Genomic DNA, 16,784 nt, shown 5'->3' with positions numbered 1-16,784 from the left:
GCGCCGGACCAAGGACCGCCGATGGACATCCGCCAGCTCAAGTACTTCGTCGGCATCGCCGAGGCCGGCAGCCTGACCGAAGCCTCGCGGCGCCTGCACGTCGTGCAGCCCGCGCTGAGCCAGCGCCTGGGCGACCTGGAGCGTGGGCTGGGCGTGAAGCTGGTGGTGCGCGGCCGCGTGGGCACCGCGCTCACGCCGGCGGGCACCGAACTGTACGAACGCGCCAAGCGCATCCTGCGGCAGATCGACTACGCGGCCGCGGCCACGCGCGAGAAGGCCGGCGTGGTGGAAGGCGTGCTCAGCATCGGCCTGCTGCGCAGCCTCTCGCCCCTGCTCAGCGCGCGGCTGTTCGGGGCCATCCGCGAAGCGATGCCGGGCGTGCAGCCGCAGCTCCGCGTGGGCTACTCGGCCGAACTGGAACGCCTGCTGCACAAGGGCGAACTGGACATGGCCACGCTGGTGTCGGCCACGGCCGTCGAGGGCGCGCGGGGCACGGTTTTTTCGGAGCGCTTGTCCCTCGTGGGCTCGCGCGAGCGGCTGCGCGCGCTGCCGCGCCGGCCGCGGCTTCAGGACGCGCTGGCGGTTGAGCTGCTGCTGTCGCCCATGCAGCCGGCGCACCGCCTGGTCATGGACGCGTCCGAGCGCCTGGGCCTGTCCCTGCGCATCCTCGGCGGCATCGAGGACCTGTCGTCGATGCTGGAGCTGTGCGAGCAGGGCGTGGGCGCGACCATTCTCTCGACCTTCGCCGCGCGCCGCGCCGTGCAGCGCCCGGGGCTGATCGCGCTGCCCATCGCCGAGGGGGGGCTGGAGCGGCACGTGCGCATCGCCATGGCGCCCGAGGCCGGCTGGTCCGAGGCCATGCTGGTGGGCGAGTCCCTGCTCGCGCGCCTGTTGTCCGAGGCCGTCAAGCGCTCCTGATGCTCTCATTCGGGTAGCAAGACGTCCCTTGGCGGCAAGGCCCCCGGTCGATCCATTGCGCAACGCAATGGCGGCCTCATGACAAAGTATTGGCCGCGCGGACACCGCGCTGACACAGTGCGAGTTTCCGATCACCCAGAGGAGACACTGTGAAGCACCCCATCCGCCAGGCCCTGACGCTGGGCCTTCTGGCCGCCCCGGGCCTGAGCGCCCTGGCCCAGGACGTCGGCCTCTATGGCATCGCCGACCTCTACGTCGGCAGCATCCGCGGCAGCGACTCGCGCACCGTGGTGAACGAAGGCGGCAACGCGGTCTCGCGGCTGGGCTTTCGCGGCCGGGAGGACCTGGGCGGGGGGCTGTCGGCCCACTTCGTTCTGGAGATGGGCCTCACCATGGACAACGGCACCATCCCCCTGGGCGGCGGTTTTGGCCGCCAGTCCTTCGTGGGCCTGCAGGGTCCGTGGGGCACCGTCGAGGCCGGGCGCCAGTACACGCCGCTGTTTTTCAACCTGCTGGCCACCGTGCCGTTCGGCATGAACGCGAACTGGGCGCCGGTGCAGCTCGCGGGCAGCGTGGACGGCCAGCCCGCGGCCGCGCGCACGGTGGGCCTGGCGATGCGCCAGTCCAACCTGCTGCGCTACCGCTACGGCGGCGGCCCCCGGGCCAAGGGGCTGCGCGTGGACGTCGCGGTGGCGCCGGACGAAGGCGCCGCCGGTGTGGGCGGCATCCTGGCCTTCGGCGCCAGCTACCGCGGCGAGCGCTACTTCATCGGCTACGCGGCCCAGCGCCTGGACAGCGGCAGCGCCGCGGCCACGCCCTTCCACAACCAGACCCAGGGCCTGAACGGCAGCTACGCGATCGGCGGCCTCACCTTGTCGGCCGCCTACCTGGTGTCGGACAGCACCGCCCCCGGCGCGCGCCGCGCGGCGCACACCGTGCTGGGCGCCGCCTACGACCTGGGCCCGCACCGCTGGATGGCCGAGCTCAATCGCCGCGACCTGCGCAACAGCCCGAACGACGCCCAGGTCATGGCGGTGGGCTACGACTACCGGCTGAGCAAGCGCACCACGCTGTACGGCCGTCTGCTGCGCCTGAACAACCAGGGCACGGCCGCGAACACGCTGGCGCTGGCCCCGGTCACCGCCGGCAGCGGCGACGACGTGCGCGCCCTGGCACTGGGCATCCGCCACAACTTCTGAGCCCATGCGCCGGCCCAATTTCCTGGTCATCGTCACCGACCAGCACCGCGCCGACCACCTGGGCTGCTACGGCCACCCGGTGCTGCGCACGCCGCACATCGACGCGCTGGCCGCACGCGGCACGCGCTTCGAGCGCTTCCATGCCGCCAGCCCGGTGTGCATGCCCAACCGCGCCTCGCTGCTCACGGGGCGTTACCCCTCGGCGCACGGGCTGCGCGTCAACGGCGCGGCGCTGTCGGTGCGTGCCACCACCTTCGTCGAGCAGCTGCGGCGCGCCGGCTACCGCACGGCCAGCATCGGCAAGAGCCATGTGCAGCCCATGACGGACCGGCCGGCCGAAGGCGGCGCGGCGGCGCCCGCCGTCGACGCCTGGAAAGACGACGGCGGCGACTACACGCAGGAACAGCCGGGCCACTACGCGGGCCTGGAGCGCCACCCGTTGCGCACGCCGTACTACGGCTACGACGAGGTCGACCTGGTGACCTTCCATGGCGACCAGGCGGGTGGCCATTACCTGCAGTGGCTGCGCCGCCACCTGCCAGAGGCCGATCGGCTGCGTGATCGTTCGAGCCAGTTGCCGCACGGCTACGTGTGCCCGCAGGCCCACCGCACCGCGATCCCCGAGGCCTTCTACCCGACGAGCTACATCCGCGACCGCGCGGTCGACTTCCTGCGCGGCACGCGCGGGCAGGAACAGCCCTTCTTCGCCTTCGTGTCCTTCCCCGACCCGCACCACCCCTTCACCCCGCCCGGCCGCTATTGGGGACTGTACGACCCGGCGGACTTCGGGCTGCGGCTGCCCTACGAGGCGCACCACAACCCGCCGCCGCCGATCGCCTGGTGCCGCGAGCGCTTCCTGGACGGCAGCCGCCAGCGCCAGGGCCCGCACGACGCGTTCTTCGCCACCGAGCGCGAGATCCGTGAGGCGATGGCGCTGAGCGCCGGCATGATCGCCATGATCGACGACGCGGTCGGCGACATCGTGCGCGCGCTCGACGACAGTGGCCAGCGCGAGGACACGGTGATCGTCTTCACCTCGGACCATGGCGACTACCTGGGCGACTTCAACCTGATGCTCAAGGGCGCGCTGGCTTCGCGCGGCATCACGCGCGTGCCCTTCATCTGGTGCGATCCGCGACAGGGCGAGCCGGCGGTCAGCCAGGCGCTCGCCTCCACCATCGACATTGCGCCCAGCGTGCTGGCGCGCGCGGCCGTCGAGGCCTACGGCGGGCTGCAGGGCCGCTCCCTGCTCGACTGCCTCGACGGCCGGGGCCGCGGGTGGGACGCGCTGCTGATCGAGTACCAGGACAGCCGCACGCGCCAGGGCTTCCAGCGCCCGGCCTGCGTGCGCAGCCTGCTGACCGAGCGCCACCGCCTCAGCGTTTACCAGGGCGAGTCCTGGGGCGAGCTGTACGACCACCACCAGGACCCCGGCGAAACCCACAACCTCTGGGAGGCGCCCGGGCACCGCGACACCCAGTCCCAACTGATGCAACAACTGCTGCGCAAGATGCTCGCCGCCGTGGACACCAGTCCACCGGCGCGCTACGCGGCCTGAAGGAGACAGCCAGCATGCAACGCCGCCATTTCATCGCCGCCTCGGCCCTGGGCCTGGCCAGCATTCCATCCGCCTGGGCCAGCGATTGGCCTTCGCGCCCGGTCCGCGTCATCGTGCCCGGCGGCCCGGGCTCACCCGCCGACGTGGCCATCCGCGCCCTGCAGGACGTGCTCGCCCGCCAGCTCGGCCAGGCCATCGTGGTGGACAACCGCCCCGGCGGCCAGGGGATCATCGGCGTGGAGGCCCTCGCCAAGGCGGCGCCGGACGGCTACACCGTCGGCCTCATCAACCTGCAGTCGGCGGTCACGCCGGCCCTGCGCGCGAAGACGCCCTTCGACCTGCAGCGCGACTTCGTGGCCGTGACCCAGCTGACCACCGAGTCGCCCGTGCTGCTGGCGCGCCAGGGCCTGGGCGTGACGACCCTGGCCGAGCTGGTGGCCCTGGCCAGGCGCCAGCCCGGGCAGCTCACGCTGGGCAGCGCGGGCGCGGGCACACCGTCGCACCTGGGCATGGCGCTGCTGCAGCGGGCCGCCGGCATCGAGCTGCGGCACGTGCCGTACCGCACCATCGCCGCGGCCGTCACCGACCTGACGGGCGGCACGGTGGACGTGGTGCTCTCCGGCTCGGCCGCGGCGCAGCAGGGCCTGAACGCGGGGCGGGTGGTGGCGCTGGCCATTGCCGCGCCGCAGCGCAAGAAGGCCTTCCCCGGCCTGCTCACGCTGGCCGAGGCAGGCTACCCCGGCATCGACCTGCGCGGCTGGACCGGCGTGGCCGCGCCCGCCGGCACGCCCGCGCCCATCGTGGCGCGGCTGGAGCGCGCCCTGGTCGCGGCCCTGGCCGACCCGCACGTGGCCTCGCGCATCGAGACCTCGGGCGCGGAGCCCGGTGGCGCGCAAGGCGCCGCCTTCGGTGCCTTCGTGGCCAGTGAGTCGAAGCGCTGGCGCAAGGTGGTGCTGGACGAGAAGATCACCCAGGATTGAGGGCGCCGGGCGCCGGGCGCCGGGCGCCGGGCGCCGGGCCGCGCCTCGCCGAGGACGGCCCAGGCCCATGACCCCGGCGGCCTGGGTGCATGGCGCGGGCGCCCGGGCGGTTGTCGGCCCCCGGTGCGAAAATCCCGTCCATGAACGCCAGCAACACCACCGAACTCATGCACACCCTGGGCCAGCAGGCCCTGGCGGCGTCGCGGCTCATGGCCAAGGCCAGCGTCGCGGCCAAGGCGCAGGCGCTGCGCCGCCTGGCCGCGCTGCTGCGCGAGGCCGGTGAACCGCTGGCGCTGGAGAACGCCAAGGACCTCGAGCGCGCCCGCGCCAACGGCCTGGCCGAGCCCATGGTGGACCGCCTGAAGCTCACGCCCAAGGTGATCGAGACCGCCGCCCAGGGCTGCGAGCAGCTCGCCGCCATGCCCGACATCATCGGCGAGCTGATGGGCATGCGGCAGATGCCCAGCGGCATCCGCGTGGGCCAGATGCGCGTGCCCATCGGCGTCTTCGGCATGATCTACGAGAGCCGCCCCAACGTGACGATCGAGGCCGCCTCGCTCGCCATCAAGAGCGGCAACGCCGCCATCCTGCGCGGCGGCTCCGAGGCCATCGACTCCAACCGCGCCCTGGCCGCCCTGGTGCAGCGCGCGCTGATCGACGCCGGCCTGCCGGCCGACGCGGTGCAGCTGGTGCCCACCACCGACCGCGCGGCCGTGGGCCAGCTCATCGCCATGCCGCAGTACGTGGACGTGATCATCCCGCGCGGCGGCAAGGGCCTGATCGAGCGCATCAGCGCCGAGGCCAAGGTGCCCGTCATCAAGCACCTGGACGGCAACTGCCACACCTATGTGGACGACCCTTGCGACATCGCGCTCGCGGTGAAGGTCACCGACAACGCCAAGACGCAGAAGTACAGCCCCTGCAACGCCACCGAAAGCCTGCTGGTGGCGCGCGGCGTGGCGAAGGACTTCCTGCCGAAGATCGGTGCCGTCTTCGCGGCCAAGGGCGTGGAGATGCGCGCCTGCCCCGAGAGCAAGGCCCTGCTGGCCGGCGTGGCCGGCGCGACCCTGGTGGACGCCAGCGAGCAGGACTGGTTCGAGGAGTACCTCGCGCCCGTCATCAGCGTCAAGCTGGTGGACGGGGTGGACGAGGCCATCGCCCACATCAACCGCTACAGCAGCCACCACACCGACGCCATCCTCACCACCGACCACGGGCACGCCCAGCGCTTCTTGCGCGAGGTCGATTCGGCCAGCGTGATGGTGAACGCCAGCACCCGCTTCGCGGACGGCTTCGAGTACGGCCTGGGCGCCGAAATCGGCATCAGCACCGACAAATTCCACGCGCGCGGCCCGGTGGGCGTGGAAGGCCTGACCTCGCTCAAGTACGTGGTGCTGGGCGAGGGCGAGGTGCGCGGCTGAGCGCCGCCCCCCAGGCGCGGCGCGGTTTGCGCGCCCGGGCCTGAACCGGCTACGCTGTCGCCGGTCCACGGAACCGGAGACAGCCATGGCGATCAGGGTGGTGCGGCTCGGCAGCCCGCGAGCGAACAACGAGGGCCTGCGCATCGGCACGGTGCGGCGTCCACCGCGCGGCGTGCCCAAGAGCGAGTTCGCCCGCCAGGACTGGTACGACGTCTGGTTCCCCAACCTCGCGCCCAGCCTGCAGACCATGAAGCAGGCCCAGCAGGCCAAGACGGCGGCCGAGTGGACCGCGTTCACACGCCGTTACCGCGCCGAGATGGCCACGCCCGAGAATGCCCATGCGATCGCGCTGCTGGCGGCGATGTCGCACGGCAGCGACTTCTCGGTGGGCTGCTACTGCGAGCACGAGTCGCACTGCCACCGCTCCGTGCTGCGCGAGCTGCTGGCCGCGGCCGGCGCGGACCTGGCCCACTGACCCCCCCGTCTGGAGACACCGCCCATGAGCGAATTCCTGCTGCTGTCCCGAGGCCGATGGGACGCCGACCGGTCCCCCGAACAGATCCAGGGCGCCATCGACGCCTTCTACGCCTGGTTCGACGAACAGGCCGCGGCCGGTGTGCTCCGGGCCGGCAGCCGCCTGGGCACGGGCTGCCGGCTGGTGACGCGCGAGCGCGTGCTCGACGGCCCCTTCACCGAGGCCAAGGAGATCATCGGCGGCTACTGGTTCATCACCGCCGCCAGCCTGGACGAGGCCGCGCGCATCGCCTCGCGCAACCCCTGCCTGGCCTTCGGGCTGAGCTTCGAGATCCGGCCGCTGGAAGCCGAGCGCGCGAGCGCGTTCCGCGAGGGCAACGAAACGCCCACCGGGCGGGCCGCGGCGGCGCGCTGAGCCCGGAGGCGTCGGGGTTTACCCGGGGCGCGTCGACCACCGGGGGTCTCGGCCGTCGTTTGGGTTTCCCCCGCCCCAGAAAGGAGCTGTCCATGAGCACCCCACCGCAACGCCTGAACCGCCGCACGCACCTCCACGCCCCCCTCGAAGCGCCCGCGGCGCGCGCCTGAGCGGTCCCATGGTCACGCTGCTGCAAGGGATCGCCATCGCCGCCATCGTGGGCGGGGGCCTCGTCACCGGCCTGCTCTACGCCTTCTCCCTGGTGACCATGCGCGCCCTGCTCGAACAGCCGGCCGAGGCCGGCATGAGCACCATGCAAAGCATCAACCGGCTGATCATCCGCCCGCTGTTCCTGCTGCCCTTCCTGGGCACGGCCGTGCTGTGCCTGCTGCTGCTGATCGGCGCGCTGTGGCAGGGCGGCGCCGGGGCGATCGCCTGGTGCGCGGGCGCGCTGACCTACCTGATCGGCCCGCTGGGCGTGACCATGGCCTGCAACGTGCCGCTCAACGACCGCCTGGCGCGCACCGACCTGCGCGAGGCGCCGGTGCTGTGGCCGCGCTACGTGCGCGACTGGCTGCGCTGGAACCATGTGCGCTGCGCGCTCGGCACCGCGTCGCTGGCGCTGTTGGCGCTGGGCCTGGCGCTGAAGGCATGAGCGCGCTCTCGCCACGGCTCGCCGCGATCGTCGACGCGCTGCCGCTGCGCCCGGGCCTGCGGGTGCTGGAGATCGGCTGCGGCCCGGGCGTGGCCGCGCGCGCGGTGGCCGAGCGCCTGGGGCCTTCGGGGCACGTGCTGGGCATCGACCGCTCGGCCAAGGCCATCGCGCAGGCCCTCGCGGGCTCGCGCGAGGCGCTGGCCTCGGGGCGCCTGGCGTTTCGCGAGGTGGCGGTGGAGGACTTCGCGCTCGCGCCCGGCGAAGCGCGCTATGACATCGCCTTTGCCGTTCGCGTGGGCGCCCTCGACGGGCGCCACCCCGAGGCTGGCCGGCGCGCGATCGAGCGGCTGCGCGCGGCGCTGGTGGACGGCGGGCGCCTGTTCATCGACGGCGGCGACCCGCTGCGCGAACTGGCGCTCGGGGGCCGCGAGGCCCGCCCGCGTTAGCATCGCCCGGTCCGATTCCCCGGAGACCCCGCCCATGCTTGCCACCCTCGCCAACGCCGTCGTGCTGCTCGTGGCCCTGCTGCACGTCTATATCCTCGTGCTCGAGATGTTCCTGTGGGACAAGCCCAAGGGCATGAAGGCGTTCAATCTCACGCCCGAGTTCGCGGCCCAGACCAAGACGCTGGCGGCCAACCAGGGCCTCTACAACGGCTTCCTGGCGGCGGGCCTGTTCTGGGGCCTGGCGCTGGGGCCGGCGGGCTTCGCGGTCAAGGTCTTCTTCCTGCTGTGCGTGCTGGTGGCCGGCCTCTACGGCGCGGCCACGGCCAGCAAGCGCATCCTGTTCATCCAGGCGGTACCGGCCACGCTCGGCCTGGTGCTGCTCTTTCTGGGCCGTTGACATGCCACGCACCCTCATCTCATCGGGCTCCACCTTCGAACAGGAGATCGGCTACTCGCGCGCCGTGGTCCAGGGCGACTGGGTCTTCGTCTCAGGCACCACCGGTTTCGACTACGCCACCATGGACATCGCGCCCGGCATCGAGGCGCAGACCGAGCAATGCCTGCGCAACATCGAAGCCGCGCTGCAGCAGGCCGGCGCCAGCCTGCGCGACGTGGTGCGGGTGACCTACGTGCTGCCCGACGGCGGCGAATTCCCGAAAACCTGGCCCGTGCTGCGCCGCTTCTTCGGCGAGGTGCGGCCGGCGGCCATGATGATCTCGGCTGGCCTGGCCGACCCGCGCATGCGCATCGAGATCGAAGTGACCGCGCTCCGGTCGTCGGCCTGAGGCCCCTCGGGCGCGGGCCGGCATCGCCCGCTCGCCGGGGCGGGCCGAAGCCTTGCCCGAGCCGCCGGCCGGGCGCCGGCGGGCGCTTGGAATGCCCGTCACCGTCCCCATTTACACTGGCCCTCCCGCCCGGTTCTCCCGCCCCGCCATGGTCCCCCACCTCGTCACCGCCCTCACCGGCCCGATCAACGAACTCGAGCAGCGCATCCTCGAATCCACGCCGGTGATCGAGCGCTGGTTCCGGCTGGAATGGATGGAGCACACGCCGCCGTTCTACTGCTCGGTCGACGTGCGCAACGCGGGCTTCAAGCTCGCCCCGGTGGACACCAACCTCTTTCCCGCCGGCTGGAACCACCTCACGCCCGAGATGATTCCGCTGGCGGTGCAGGCCGCCATGGCCGCCATCGAGAAGATCTGCCCCGAGGCCAAGAACCTGCTGCTGGTGCCCGAGAACCAGCGCGACAGCTTCTACCTGAGCAACCTGGCCACGCTGCAGAAGATCTTCTACATGGCCGGGCTCAATGTGCGGCTGGGCTCGCTGTCGAACGAGATCACCGAGCCCACGCGCATCGACCTGCCCGACGGCGGCCACGTCACGCTGGAGCCCCTGCAGCGCGGCAAGCGCCGCCTGGGCCTGAAGAACTTCGATCCCTGCACCATCCTGCTCAATAACGACCTGAGCGCGGGCGTGCCCGGCATCCTGGAAGAGCTGCACGAGCAGTACCTGCTGCCGCCGCTGCACGCGGGCTGGGGCACGCGGCGCAAGAGCCTGCACTTCAAGGCCTACGAGGAAGTGTCCAAGCGCTTCGGCAAGCTGCTGGGCATGGACCCCTGGCTCATCAATCCGCTGTTCGCGCAATGCGGCCAGGTGGACTTCGAGGCCGACGCGGGCCTGGAATGCCTGCGCAGCAACACCGATGCGCTGCTCACCAAGGTGCGCCGCAAGTACAAGGAATACGGCATCAACGAGAAGCCGTTCGTGGTGATCAAGGCCGACAACGGCACGGGCGGCATGGGCATCATGACGGTGCGCGACGCCAAGGACATCGACAAGCTCTCGCCCAAGACCAAGGCACGCATGGCCACGGTGCAGGCGGGCCAGGCGGTCAGCGAGGTGATCATCCAGGAGGGCGTGCTCACGCACGAGCGCATCAACAGCGCCGTGGCCGAGCCCGTGGTCTACATGATGGACCGCTACGTGGTCGGCGGCTTCTACCGCATCCACGCCGACCGCGGCGAGGACGAGAACCTCAACGCCCCGGGCTCCAGCTTCGTGCCCCTGGCCTTCGAGCAGAGCGCCCAGCTGCCGCAGCCCGGCGTGAAGCCCGGCGCCAGCGTGCCCAACCGCTTCTATATGTACGGCGTCATCGGCCGCCTGGCCATGCTGGCGGCGAGCTACGAGCTGGAAGCCACCGACCCCGAGGCCGAAAACCTCGACTGACAGGCCGGTCGGGGTTGTTGCGGTGCAACAAAATCCACGCAGACCATGGCTTTAGGCGCCCCAGCCGGTGGTGCCCTGCGTCTGGCGGGCGCAGAATCCGCCTCTTCTGAGTTCACGCCCCGCGGCAACCCGGCGGGGCTTCTCGCTTGAATTCCCGCGCCCCGTCCTCGCTGGCCGCCCTCACGCTGGGCGCCATCGGTGTGGTGTACGGCGACATCGGCACCAGCGTGCTGTACGCCGTGAAAGAGATCTTCGGGTCCGGCCACGTCCCCTTCACGCACCGCAACGTCTATGGCGTGTTGTCCATCATCTTCTGGACGCTGACGACCATCGTCTCGCTCAAGTACGTGGTGCTGGTGCTGCGCGCCGACAACGCGGGCGAGGGCGGCCTCATCGCCATGCTCGCGCTGGCCGCCAATGCGGTGAAAGACAAGCCGGCGCTGCGCCGCGCGCTGATGGTGATCGGCATCTTCGGCACCTCGCTGTTCTATGGCGATGGCGTCATCACGCCGGCGATCTCGGTGCTCTCGGCGGTCGAAGGCCTGACGGTGATTTCGCCCGCGCTGCAGCACTACGTGATCCCGCTGACCCTGCTCGTGCTGCTGGTGCTGTTCTGGGTGCAGAAGCGCGGCACCGGCGGCATCGGCCGCTACTTCGGGCCGATCACGCTGCTGTGGTTCCTCGCGGTGGCCACGCTGGGCGTCTCGCACATCGTGCACCACCCCGAAATCCTGGGCGCGCTCAGCCCGCACCACGCGCTGCGTTTCCTGTGGCAGCAGCCGGGCATCAGCTTCATCATCCTGGGCGCGGTGGTGCTGGCCGTCACCGGCGCCGAGGCGCTGTACGCCGACCTCGGCCATTTCGGCAAGAAGCCGATTCGCCTGGCCTGGTTCGCGGTGGTCATGCCCTGCCTCACCCTGAACTACTTCGGCCAGGGCGCGCTGCTGCTGGCCGACCCGAGCGCGGTGAGCAACCCCTTCTTCCGCATGGCGCCCACCTGGGCGCTGCTGCCGCTGGTGGTGTTGGCCACGGCGGCCACGGTGATCGCTTCGCAGGCGCTGATCTCGGGGGCCTTCAGCGTGACCAAGCAGGCCATCCAGCTCGGCTACCTGCCGCGCCTGAACCTGCGCCACACCAGCGTGCGCGACACGGGGCAGATCTATATCCCCTTCGTCAACTGGGCGCTGTTCACCGCCATCGTGCTGGCGGTGGTGATGTTCAAGTCCTCCAGCAACCTGGCCTCGGCCTACGGCATCGCGGTCACCCTGGACATGCTCATCACCACCACGCTCACCTTCTTCGTCATCCGCTACGGCTGGAAATACCCGCTGTGGCTGTGCGTGGGCGCCACGGGCCTGTTCTTCGTCATCGACCTGGCCTTCTTCAGCTCGAACATGCTCAAGCTGTTCCATGGCGGCTGGTTCCCGCTGGTCATCGGCGGCGCGGTCTTCACGCTGATGATGACCTGGAAGCAGGGGCGCCGCCTCATGTCCAAGGCCCAGCAGGCCGAGGCACTGGAGCTCAATGGCTTCCTCGACGCGGTGTTCGTCGAGCCGCCGCTGCGCGTGCCCGGCGTGGCGGTGTTCCTCACGGCCGATCCGGGCATCGTGCCCAACGCGCTCTTGCACAACCTCAAGCACAACAAGGTGCTGCACGAGCAGAACCTGTTCGTGACCGTGCGCTCGCACCAGGTGCCCTGGATCGGCATGAGCGAGCGGCTGGAGGTCGAGCCCCTGGGCCACGACTGCTGGGCGGTCACCATCCACTACGGTTTCAAGAACGACCCCGACGTGCCCGCCGCGCTGGAGCCGCTGCGCCTGCGCGGCTGCGAGATCGAGCCCATGACCACGAGCTACTTCCTGTCGCGCGACGTGGTCACGCCCACGCTGGGCAGCGGCATGGCGCCCTGGCGCGAGAAGCTCTTCGCCGCCATGCACCACAACGCCGCCGGCGCCGCGGCCTTCCTGCACCTGCCGGCCAACGCGGTGGTGGAGCTGGGCTCCAAGGTCGAGATCTGAGGCCTTCGAGGCCCGCGAGGGCAGCAGGGATTTGGCCGCCCTATAAGATCGAAATAAAATAGATCTTATTGATCGCTGTCCTGCGGCAGCAGCAACGAGGACGCCCCATGACCACGACCGATCTGTGCACCGAGGAAGAGCTGAAGGTGCTGGTGCACGCCTTCTATGCGCGCGTGCGCCAGGACGCGGTCCTGGCGCCCATCTTCAACGCCCGCATCGACGATTGGGACCACCACCTCGACAAGCTGGTGGACTTCTGGTCCTCGGTGCTGCGGCGCACCGGGCGCTACACGGGCAACCCCATGCAGAAACACGCGGCCCTGCCCGAACTGAGCGCCGAGCTGTTCGAGCGCTGGCTCGCGCTGTTCGGCGAAGTGGCCGACGCGCAGCCCAACCGCCGCCTGGCGGTACAGGCCCGCGCGCTCGCCGGGCGCATCGCCCAGAGCCTGTGGATGGGCTGGCAGATGGGCCGCGACCCCCAGGCCCTGCCCCATGGCCTGAACCCGGCCGGCGCCACGCCCTGAGGCGGTTGACACCATGCGCCTGACCACGCTGACCGACTACGCGCTGCGCCTGCTGATGTACGTGGCGCGCCAGCCCGGGCGGCTGTGCACCATCGCCGAGGTCGCGCAGGCGCACGGCATTTCCGAGGCCCACCTCATGAAGGTCACGCACCTGTTGGGCCGCCAGGGCTGGATCGAAACCGTGCGCGGCAAGGGCGGCGGCATGCGGCTGGCGCGCGCGCCAGCCGACATCAACCTCGGCGCGGTGGTGAGAGGCATGGAGCCGGACTTCCTGCTCGTCGAGTGCTTCGGCGAGGACAGCCGCTGCGCGCTCACCGGCCGTTGCGGGCTGGCGGGCGTGCTGGACGGCGCGCTCCAGCGCTTCCTCTCGCACCTGGACGGCCACACCTTGGCCGACCTGCTGCCCCCGGCGGCGGCGGTGCTGCGGCGGGCCTGAGCCATGGACCTGCTGCTGGCCTACCCCTGGATCAAGGCCGCGCACGTCGCGCTGGCGCTCAGCAGCGGCGGGCTGTTCGCCGCGCGCGGCGTGGGCGTGCTGCTGGGCTCGGCCGCGCCGCTGGCCGCGCCGGTGCGCCGTCTGAGCCAGTTCATCGACACCGCCCTGCTGATGGCGGCCCTGCTGCTGCTCGCGGCGCTGCGGCTCAACCCCTTCGCCACGCCGTGGCTGCAACTCAAGCTGGGCCTGCTCGTGGCCTACATCGTGCTCGGCACGCTGGCCCTGCGGCGGGCGCGCACGCCCACGGGCCGGGCCATTGCCTTCGCGGCGGCCCTGGCCTGTTTCGCGGCCATGGTGACGGTCGCGCGGGCGCACGATCCGGCGGTGCTGCTGCGCCTGCTGCCGGCGGGCTGAGGCCGCCGGCCGGTCGGGCCCGCGCCAGCGGCGCCGGGCCTGTCCCGGCAGAATCGCGCGATGCGATTCTTCAAGGACCTCAGCCTTTCCGCCGCCACCGCCGGCTTCGTCGCGGTGCTCGTGGGTTTCACGAGCTCGGTGGCGATCGTCTTCCAGGCCGCGCAGGCCTTCGGCGCCACGCCGGCGCAGATCACGTCCTGGATGTGGGCGCTGGGCCTGGGCATGGGCCTGTGCTCGGCGATTCCCTCGCTGCTGCTGCGCCAGCCCGTGATGGTGGCCTGGAGCACGCCCGGCGCGGCGGTGCTGGCCAGCGCGGGCCTGGCCGGCGGCTTCTCGATGTCCGACGCCATCGGCGCCTTCCTGGTCTGCGGGGCGCTCATCACCCTGGCGGGCGCCACCGGCTGGTTCGAGCGGGTGATGAACCGCATCCCCATGGCCATCGCCGCGGCGCTGCTGGCCGGCGTTCTGGCGCGCTTTGGCCTGCAGGCCTTCGGTGCGGCGCAGACCGCGCTGGGCCTGGTGGTGCTGATGCTGCTGGTCTACCTGGTGGCGCGCCGCCTGGCGCCGCGCTACGCGGTGGTGTTCACGCTGCTCGCGGGCGTGGCGCAGGTGCTGGCCAGCGGGCGCTTCAACGCGGGCGCGCTCAGGCTCGAATGGGCGGTGCCGGTGTTCACCGCGCCGAGCTTCAGCCTGGCGGCGCTCACCAGCCTGGCGCTGCCGCTGTTCATCGTCACCATGGCTTCGCAGAACCTGCCGGGCGTGGCGGCCATCCGTGCGGCGGGCTACGACATGCCGATCTCGCGCATCCTCACCGTCACGGGCATCGCCACGCTGGTGCTGGCGCCCTTCGGCGCCTTCGCGCTCAACCTCTCGGCCATCACGGCCGCCATCTGCATGGGCCCCGAGGCCCACCCCGACCGAGACAAGCGCTACACCGCCGCGGTGGTGTGCGGCGCGCTGTACGTGGCCATCGGCCTGGTGGGTGCGCTGGTCACGGGCCTGCTGATCGCCTTCCCGCGCGAGCTGGTGATGGCCATCGCGGGCATCGCCCTGCTGGGCAGCATCGGCGGCGGGCTGCACGCCGCGCTCAAGGACGATGAGCACCGCGAGGCCGCGCTCATCACCTTCCTCGTCACGCTCAGCGGCGTGGTGATAGCCGGCATCGGCTCGGCCTTTTGGGGGGTGGTGGCCGGCGCCGCCGCGCTCTTTGTGCAACAGTACGGCCTCGCGAAAAAACACCTCCGCCCATGACGAAGAAGATCCTGGTCGTCGCCGACCCGCTCGAAGCTTTCAAGACCTACAAGGACAGCACCTTCGCGATGATGCGCGAGCTGCAGCGCCGCGGCCACGCGCTCGCGGCCTGCGAGCCGCGCCACCTGCAATGGGTGAGCGGCGGCCGTGTCACCGCGCAGGTGCGGCACCTGCGCCTCACCGGCGAACTCGACCACTGGTTCGACCTGAGCGGCGAGGGCCGCGAGGCCCTGGCCACCTTCGACGCCGTGCTCATGCGCAAGGACCCGCCCTTCGACAGCGAGTTCTTCTATGCCACCCACCTGCTGGAGCAGGCCGAGCGCGAAGGCACGCGCGTGTTCAACAAGCCCGCCGCGCTGCGCGACCACCCCGAAAAACTCGCGCTGATGGAGTGGCCGCAGTTCGCGCCGCCCACCCTGGTGACGCGCTCGGCCGACGCCGTGCGCGCCTTTCACGCCGAGCAGCGCGACGTGATCCTCAAACCGCTCGACGGCATGGGTGGCATGGGCATCTTCCGCGTGCGCGAGGACGGCCTGAACCTGGGCTCCATCATCGAGACCCTGAACCAGGGCGGCGCCACCAGCGTGATGGTGCAGCGCTACCTGCCCGAGATCGTGGAGGGCGACAAGCGCCTGCTGCTCATCGGCGGGAAGGTGGCGCCCTTCGTGCTCGCGCGCATCCCGCAGGGCAGCGAGGTGCGCGGCAACCTGGCGGCCGGCGGCAAGGGCGTGGCCCAGCCGCTGTCCGATGAGAACCGCGCCGTGGCCGAGGCCATGGCGCCCACGCTGGCCGCGCGCGGCCTGCTGCTGGTGGGCCTGGACATGATCGGCAACCGCGTGACCGAGATCAACGTCACCAGCCCCACCTGTTTCCAGGAGATCCAGCAGCAGACCGGCTTCGACGTGCCGGCGATGTTCGTGGACGCACTGGAGGCGGCGCTGGGCTGACGCGATGGCTGGCCATCGCGGCCGGTGGCCTGGGCGCCGCCAAGCCCTCACACTGTGGCGATGAACACCCCCCCCAAGACCCCCGCCGCGCCGGCCTCGCCGCCGGTGGACCCCTTGTTCCTTGCCACGCCGAAGGTCGGCACCTTCCAGGGCGAGCAATCGCTCACCAACGCCAGCGGCTTCTTCTTCGCGCGCGACGAACACCTCTTCCTCGCGACCAGCCGCCATGTCTTCATCGACGAGGGCAGCGAACACCGACCGGACCGCATCGAGATCACCCTTCACCTGGACCTTCAGGACCTCACGCGCTGCACCGGCTTTTCCATGCCGCTGTACGCCGACGGCACGGCGCTGTGGCGTCAGGGGCAGGACAGCGGCGGCGACATCGACGTGGCCGTGCTCGAAATCGACCGCGAGGCCTTGCCGAAGGAGGCGGTGCTGTTCGCCTTCACGCCCGCGCACATCGTTCACGACTTCGACGCCGTGCCCGTGGACGCCACGCTGTTCATCGCGGGTTTTCCGCTGGGCTTTCACGACGAGGTGCACCAGCTCCCGGTGCTGCGCCGCGCCGCCATCGCCTCGCCCTTCGGCATCCGCTTCCAGGGACAGGGCATCTTCCTCACCGACGGGCGCGCGCACCGTGGCATCAGCGGCGCACCGGTGGTCATGCGCGACCCCGTGCCCGCGACCGGCGTGCTGCCCTGGCGGCTGTTGGGCGTGCACTCCTCGCGCCTGGACATGGGCAACCGCGACCAGGCGCTCGACGAATCCCTGGGCCTGAACTGCGCCTGGTACGCGGACATCCTGCTCACGCTGACGGAGCCGCCCGCGGCGGGGCTGGCCAGTCCCGCGTAGAGAACGACAGGGGGTATGCCCCCGCCGCGCTGTGCACACTGGCGGGC

At 71.2% G+C, this 16,784-nt stretch carries 19 protein-coding genes; all 19 read left to right on the top strand.

Annotated features, from left to right (window positions below):
• Nucleotides 1–21 precede the first annotated feature (21 nt).
• The 19 genes from SOM08_RS21430 (at nucleotide 22) to SOM08_RS21340 (ending at nucleotide 16,737) form a co-directional block, all read left to right on the top strand.
• Nucleotides 22–918, top strand: coding sequence for a LysR family transcriptional regulator (locus SOM08_RS21430; protein WP_322469706.1), 897 nt, complete (start codon nucleotides 22–24; stop codon nucleotides 916–918).
• Nucleotides 919–1,067: 149 nt separating this feature from the next.
• Entirely contained in the window at nucleotides 1,068–2,117 is a 1,050-nt protein-coding gene (locus tag SOM08_RS21425; protein WP_322469705.1) for a porin, read from the top strand.
• A gap of 4 nt (nucleotides 2,118–2,121) precedes the next feature.
• Entirely contained in the window at nucleotides 2,122–3,675 is a 1,554-nt protein-coding gene (locus tag SOM08_RS21420) for a sulfatase (RefSeq protein ID WP_322469704.1), read from the top strand.
• 14 nt (nucleotides 3,676–3,689) lie between these two features.
• Nucleotides 3,690–4,655: a tripartite tricarboxylate transporter substrate binding protein gene (locus SOM08_RS21415; protein WP_322469703.1), complete on the top strand. Its 966-nt coding sequence runs from the start codon at nucleotides 3,690–3,692 to the stop codon at nucleotides 4,653–4,655.
• 140 nt (nucleotides 4,656–4,795) lie between these two features.
• Nucleotides 4,796–6,076, top strand: a complete 1,281-nt coding sequence (locus SOM08_RS21410; RefSeq protein WP_322469702.1) for a glutamate-5-semialdehyde dehydrogenase — start codon at nucleotides 4,796–4,798, stop codon at nucleotides 6,074–6,076.
• A gap of 85 nt (nucleotides 6,077–6,161) precedes the next feature.
• Entirely contained in the window at nucleotides 6,162–6,551 is a 390-nt protein-coding gene (locus SOM08_RS21405) for a DUF488 domain-containing protein (RefSeq protein WP_322469701.1), read from the top strand.
• A gap of 24 nt (nucleotides 6,552–6,575) precedes the next feature.
• On the top strand, nucleotides 6,576–6,965 hold the full coding sequence (locus tag SOM08_RS21400; protein ID WP_116959978.1) for a YciI family protein: 390 nt from the start codon (nucleotides 6,576–6,578) through the stop codon (nucleotides 6,963–6,965).
• A gap of 178 nt (nucleotides 6,966–7,143) precedes the next feature.
• Nucleotides 7,144–7,620, top strand: a complete 477-nt coding sequence (locus SOM08_RS21395) for a DUF1772 domain-containing protein (RefSeq protein ID WP_322469700.1) — start codon at nucleotides 7,144–7,146, stop codon at nucleotides 7,618–7,620.
• Entirely contained in the window at nucleotides 7,617–8,066 is a 450-nt protein-coding gene (locus SOM08_RS21390) for an SAM-dependent methyltransferase (protein WP_070400874.1), read from the top strand. Before SOM08_RS21395 ends, SOM08_RS21390 begins: the two co-directional genes overlap by 4 nt.
• Nucleotides 8,067–8,100: 34 nt before the next feature.
• Nucleotides 8,101–8,463 (top strand): DUF1304 domain-containing protein, encoded by a 363-nt coding sequence (locus SOM08_RS21385; protein WP_116959977.1) that lies wholly within the window; start codon nucleotides 8,101–8,103, stop codon nucleotides 8,461–8,463.
• A 1-nt stretch (nucleotide 8,464) separates the two neighbouring features.
• The gene (locus SOM08_RS21380; RefSeq protein WP_322469699.1) at nucleotides 8,465–8,851 is read left to right on the top strand and encodes a RidA family protein; all 387 of its coding nucleotides are present in this window, start codon (nucleotides 8,465–8,467) and stop codon (nucleotides 8,849–8,851) included.
• Between the two features lie 148 nt (nucleotides 8,852–8,999).
• Complete coding sequence (gshA, locus tag SOM08_RS21375) at nucleotides 9,000–10,292, top strand: glutamate--cysteine ligase (RefSeq protein WP_070400871.1); 1,293 nt, start codon at nucleotides 9,000–9,002, stop codon at nucleotides 10,290–10,292.
• A gap of 146 nt (nucleotides 10,293–10,438) precedes the next feature.
• Nucleotides 10,439–12,310 (top strand): potassium transporter Kup, encoded by a 1,872-nt coding sequence (locus tag SOM08_RS21370; RefSeq protein WP_322469698.1) that lies wholly within the window; start codon nucleotides 10,439–10,441, stop codon nucleotides 12,308–12,310.
• 107 nt (nucleotides 12,311–12,417) lie between these two features.
• Nucleotides 12,418–12,834, top strand: coding sequence for a group III truncated hemoglobin (locus tag SOM08_RS21365; RefSeq protein WP_116959974.1), 417 nt, complete (start codon nucleotides 12,418–12,420; stop codon nucleotides 12,832–12,834).
• Between the two features lie 13 nt (nucleotides 12,835–12,847).
• Nucleotides 12,848–13,270 (top strand): RrF2 family transcriptional regulator, encoded by a 423-nt coding sequence (locus SOM08_RS21360; RefSeq protein ID WP_116959973.1) that lies wholly within the window; start codon nucleotides 12,848–12,850, stop codon nucleotides 13,268–13,270.
• A gap of 3 nt (nucleotides 13,271–13,273) precedes the next feature.
• Complete coding sequence (locus SOM08_RS21355) at nucleotides 13,274–13,684, top strand: SirB2 family protein (protein WP_181936522.1); 411 nt, start codon at nucleotides 13,274–13,276, stop codon at nucleotides 13,682–13,684.
• A gap of 60 nt (nucleotides 13,685–13,744) precedes the next feature.
• The gene (locus tag SOM08_RS21350) at nucleotides 13,745–14,935 is read left to right on the top strand and encodes a benzoate/H(+) symporter BenE family transporter (protein WP_116959972.1); all 1,191 of its coding nucleotides are present in this window, start codon (nucleotides 13,745–13,747) and stop codon (nucleotides 14,933–14,935) included.
• Nucleotides 14,932–15,882 carry a glutathione synthase gene (gene gshB / locus SOM08_RS21345; RefSeq protein ID WP_322469697.1) on the top strand — a complete coding sequence of 317 codons (951 nt, stop codon included), beginning with the start codon at nucleotides 14,932–14,934 and terminating at the stop codon, nucleotides 15,880–15,882. Before SOM08_RS21350 ends, gshB begins: the two co-directional genes overlap by 4 nt.
• 60 nt (nucleotides 15,883–15,942) lie before the next feature.
• A complete protein-coding gene (locus SOM08_RS21340) occupies nucleotides 15,943–16,737 on the top strand; it encodes a trypsin-like peptidase domain-containing protein (RefSeq protein WP_322469696.1) in 795 nt (264 codons plus the stop codon).
• The last annotated feature ends 47 nt before the right edge of the window (nucleotides 16,738–16,784 follow it).

The sequence above is a fragment of the Hydrogenophaga sp. SNF1 genome (genome assembly GCF_034421675.1).
Taxonomy (GTDB): Bacteria; Pseudomonadota; Gammaproteobacteria; order Burkholderiales; family Burkholderiaceae_C; genus Hydrogenophaga; species Hydrogenophaga borbori.
Note: the sequence above shows the minus strand (reverse complement) of the source record. Positions and strands in the feature narration are given on the sequence as shown.

Excerpts from the sequence above, each read along its gene's own strand:
- SOM08_RS21430 (WP_322469706.1), top strand. The coding sequence starts at position 22 with ATGGACATCCGCCAGCTCAAGTACTTCGTCGGCATCGCCGAGGCCGGC.
- SOM08_RS21420 (WP_322469704.1), top strand. The coding sequence starts at position 2,122 with ATGCGCCGGCCCAATTTCCTGGTCATCGTCACCGACCAGCACCGCGCC.
- SOM08_RS21415 (WP_322469703.1), top strand. The coding sequence starts at position 3,690 with ATGCAACGCCGCCATTTCATCGCCGCCTCGGCCCTGGGCCTGGCCAGC.
- SOM08_RS21410 (WP_322469702.1), top strand. The coding sequence starts at position 4,796 with ATGAACGCCAGCAACACCACCGAACTCATGCACACCCTGGGCCAGCAG.
- SOM08_RS21405 (WP_322469701.1), top strand. The coding sequence starts at position 6,162 with ATGGCGATCAGGGTGGTGCGGCTCGGCAGCCCGCGAGCGAACAACGAG.
- SOM08_RS21400 (WP_116959978.1), top strand. The coding sequence starts at position 6,576 with ATGAGCGAATTCCTGCTGCTGTCCCGAGGCCGATGGGACGCCGACCGG.
- SOM08_RS21395 (WP_322469700.1), top strand. The coding sequence starts at position 7,144 with ATGGTCACGCTGCTGCAAGGGATCGCCATCGCCGCCATCGTGGGCGGG.
- SOM08_RS21390 (WP_070400874.1), top strand. The coding sequence starts at position 7,617 with ATGAGCGCGCTCTCGCCACGGCTCGCCGCGATCGTCGACGCGCTGCCG.
- SOM08_RS21385 (WP_116959977.1), top strand. The coding sequence starts at position 8,101 with ATGCTTGCCACCCTCGCCAACGCCGTCGTGCTGCTCGTGGCCCTGCTG.
- SOM08_RS21380 (WP_322469699.1), top strand. The coding sequence starts at position 8,465 with ATGCCACGCACCCTCATCTCATCGGGCTCCACCTTCGAACAGGAGATC.
- gshA (WP_070400871.1), top strand. The coding sequence starts at position 9,000 with ATGGTCCCCCACCTCGTCACCGCCCTCACCGGCCCGATCAACGAACTC.
- SOM08_RS21365 (WP_116959974.1), top strand. The coding sequence starts at position 12,418 with ATGACCACGACCGATCTGTGCACCGAGGAAGAGCTGAAGGTGCTGGTG.
- SOM08_RS21360 (WP_116959973.1), top strand. The coding sequence starts at position 12,848 with ATGCGCCTGACCACGCTGACCGACTACGCGCTGCGCCTGCTGATGTAC.
- SOM08_RS21355 (WP_181936522.1), top strand. The coding sequence starts at position 13,274 with ATGGACCTGCTGCTGGCCTACCCCTGGATCAAGGCCGCGCACGTCGCG.
- SOM08_RS21350 (WP_116959972.1), top strand. The coding sequence starts at position 13,745 with ATGCGATTCTTCAAGGACCTCAGCCTTTCCGCCGCCACCGCCGGCTTC.
- gshB (WP_322469697.1), top strand. The coding sequence starts at position 14,932 with ATGACGAAGAAGATCCTGGTCGTCGCCGACCCGCTCGAAGCTTTCAAG.
- SOM08_RS21340 (WP_322469696.1), top strand. The coding sequence starts at position 15,943 with ATGAACACCCCCCCCAAGACCCCCGCCGCGCCGGCCTCGCCGCCGGTG.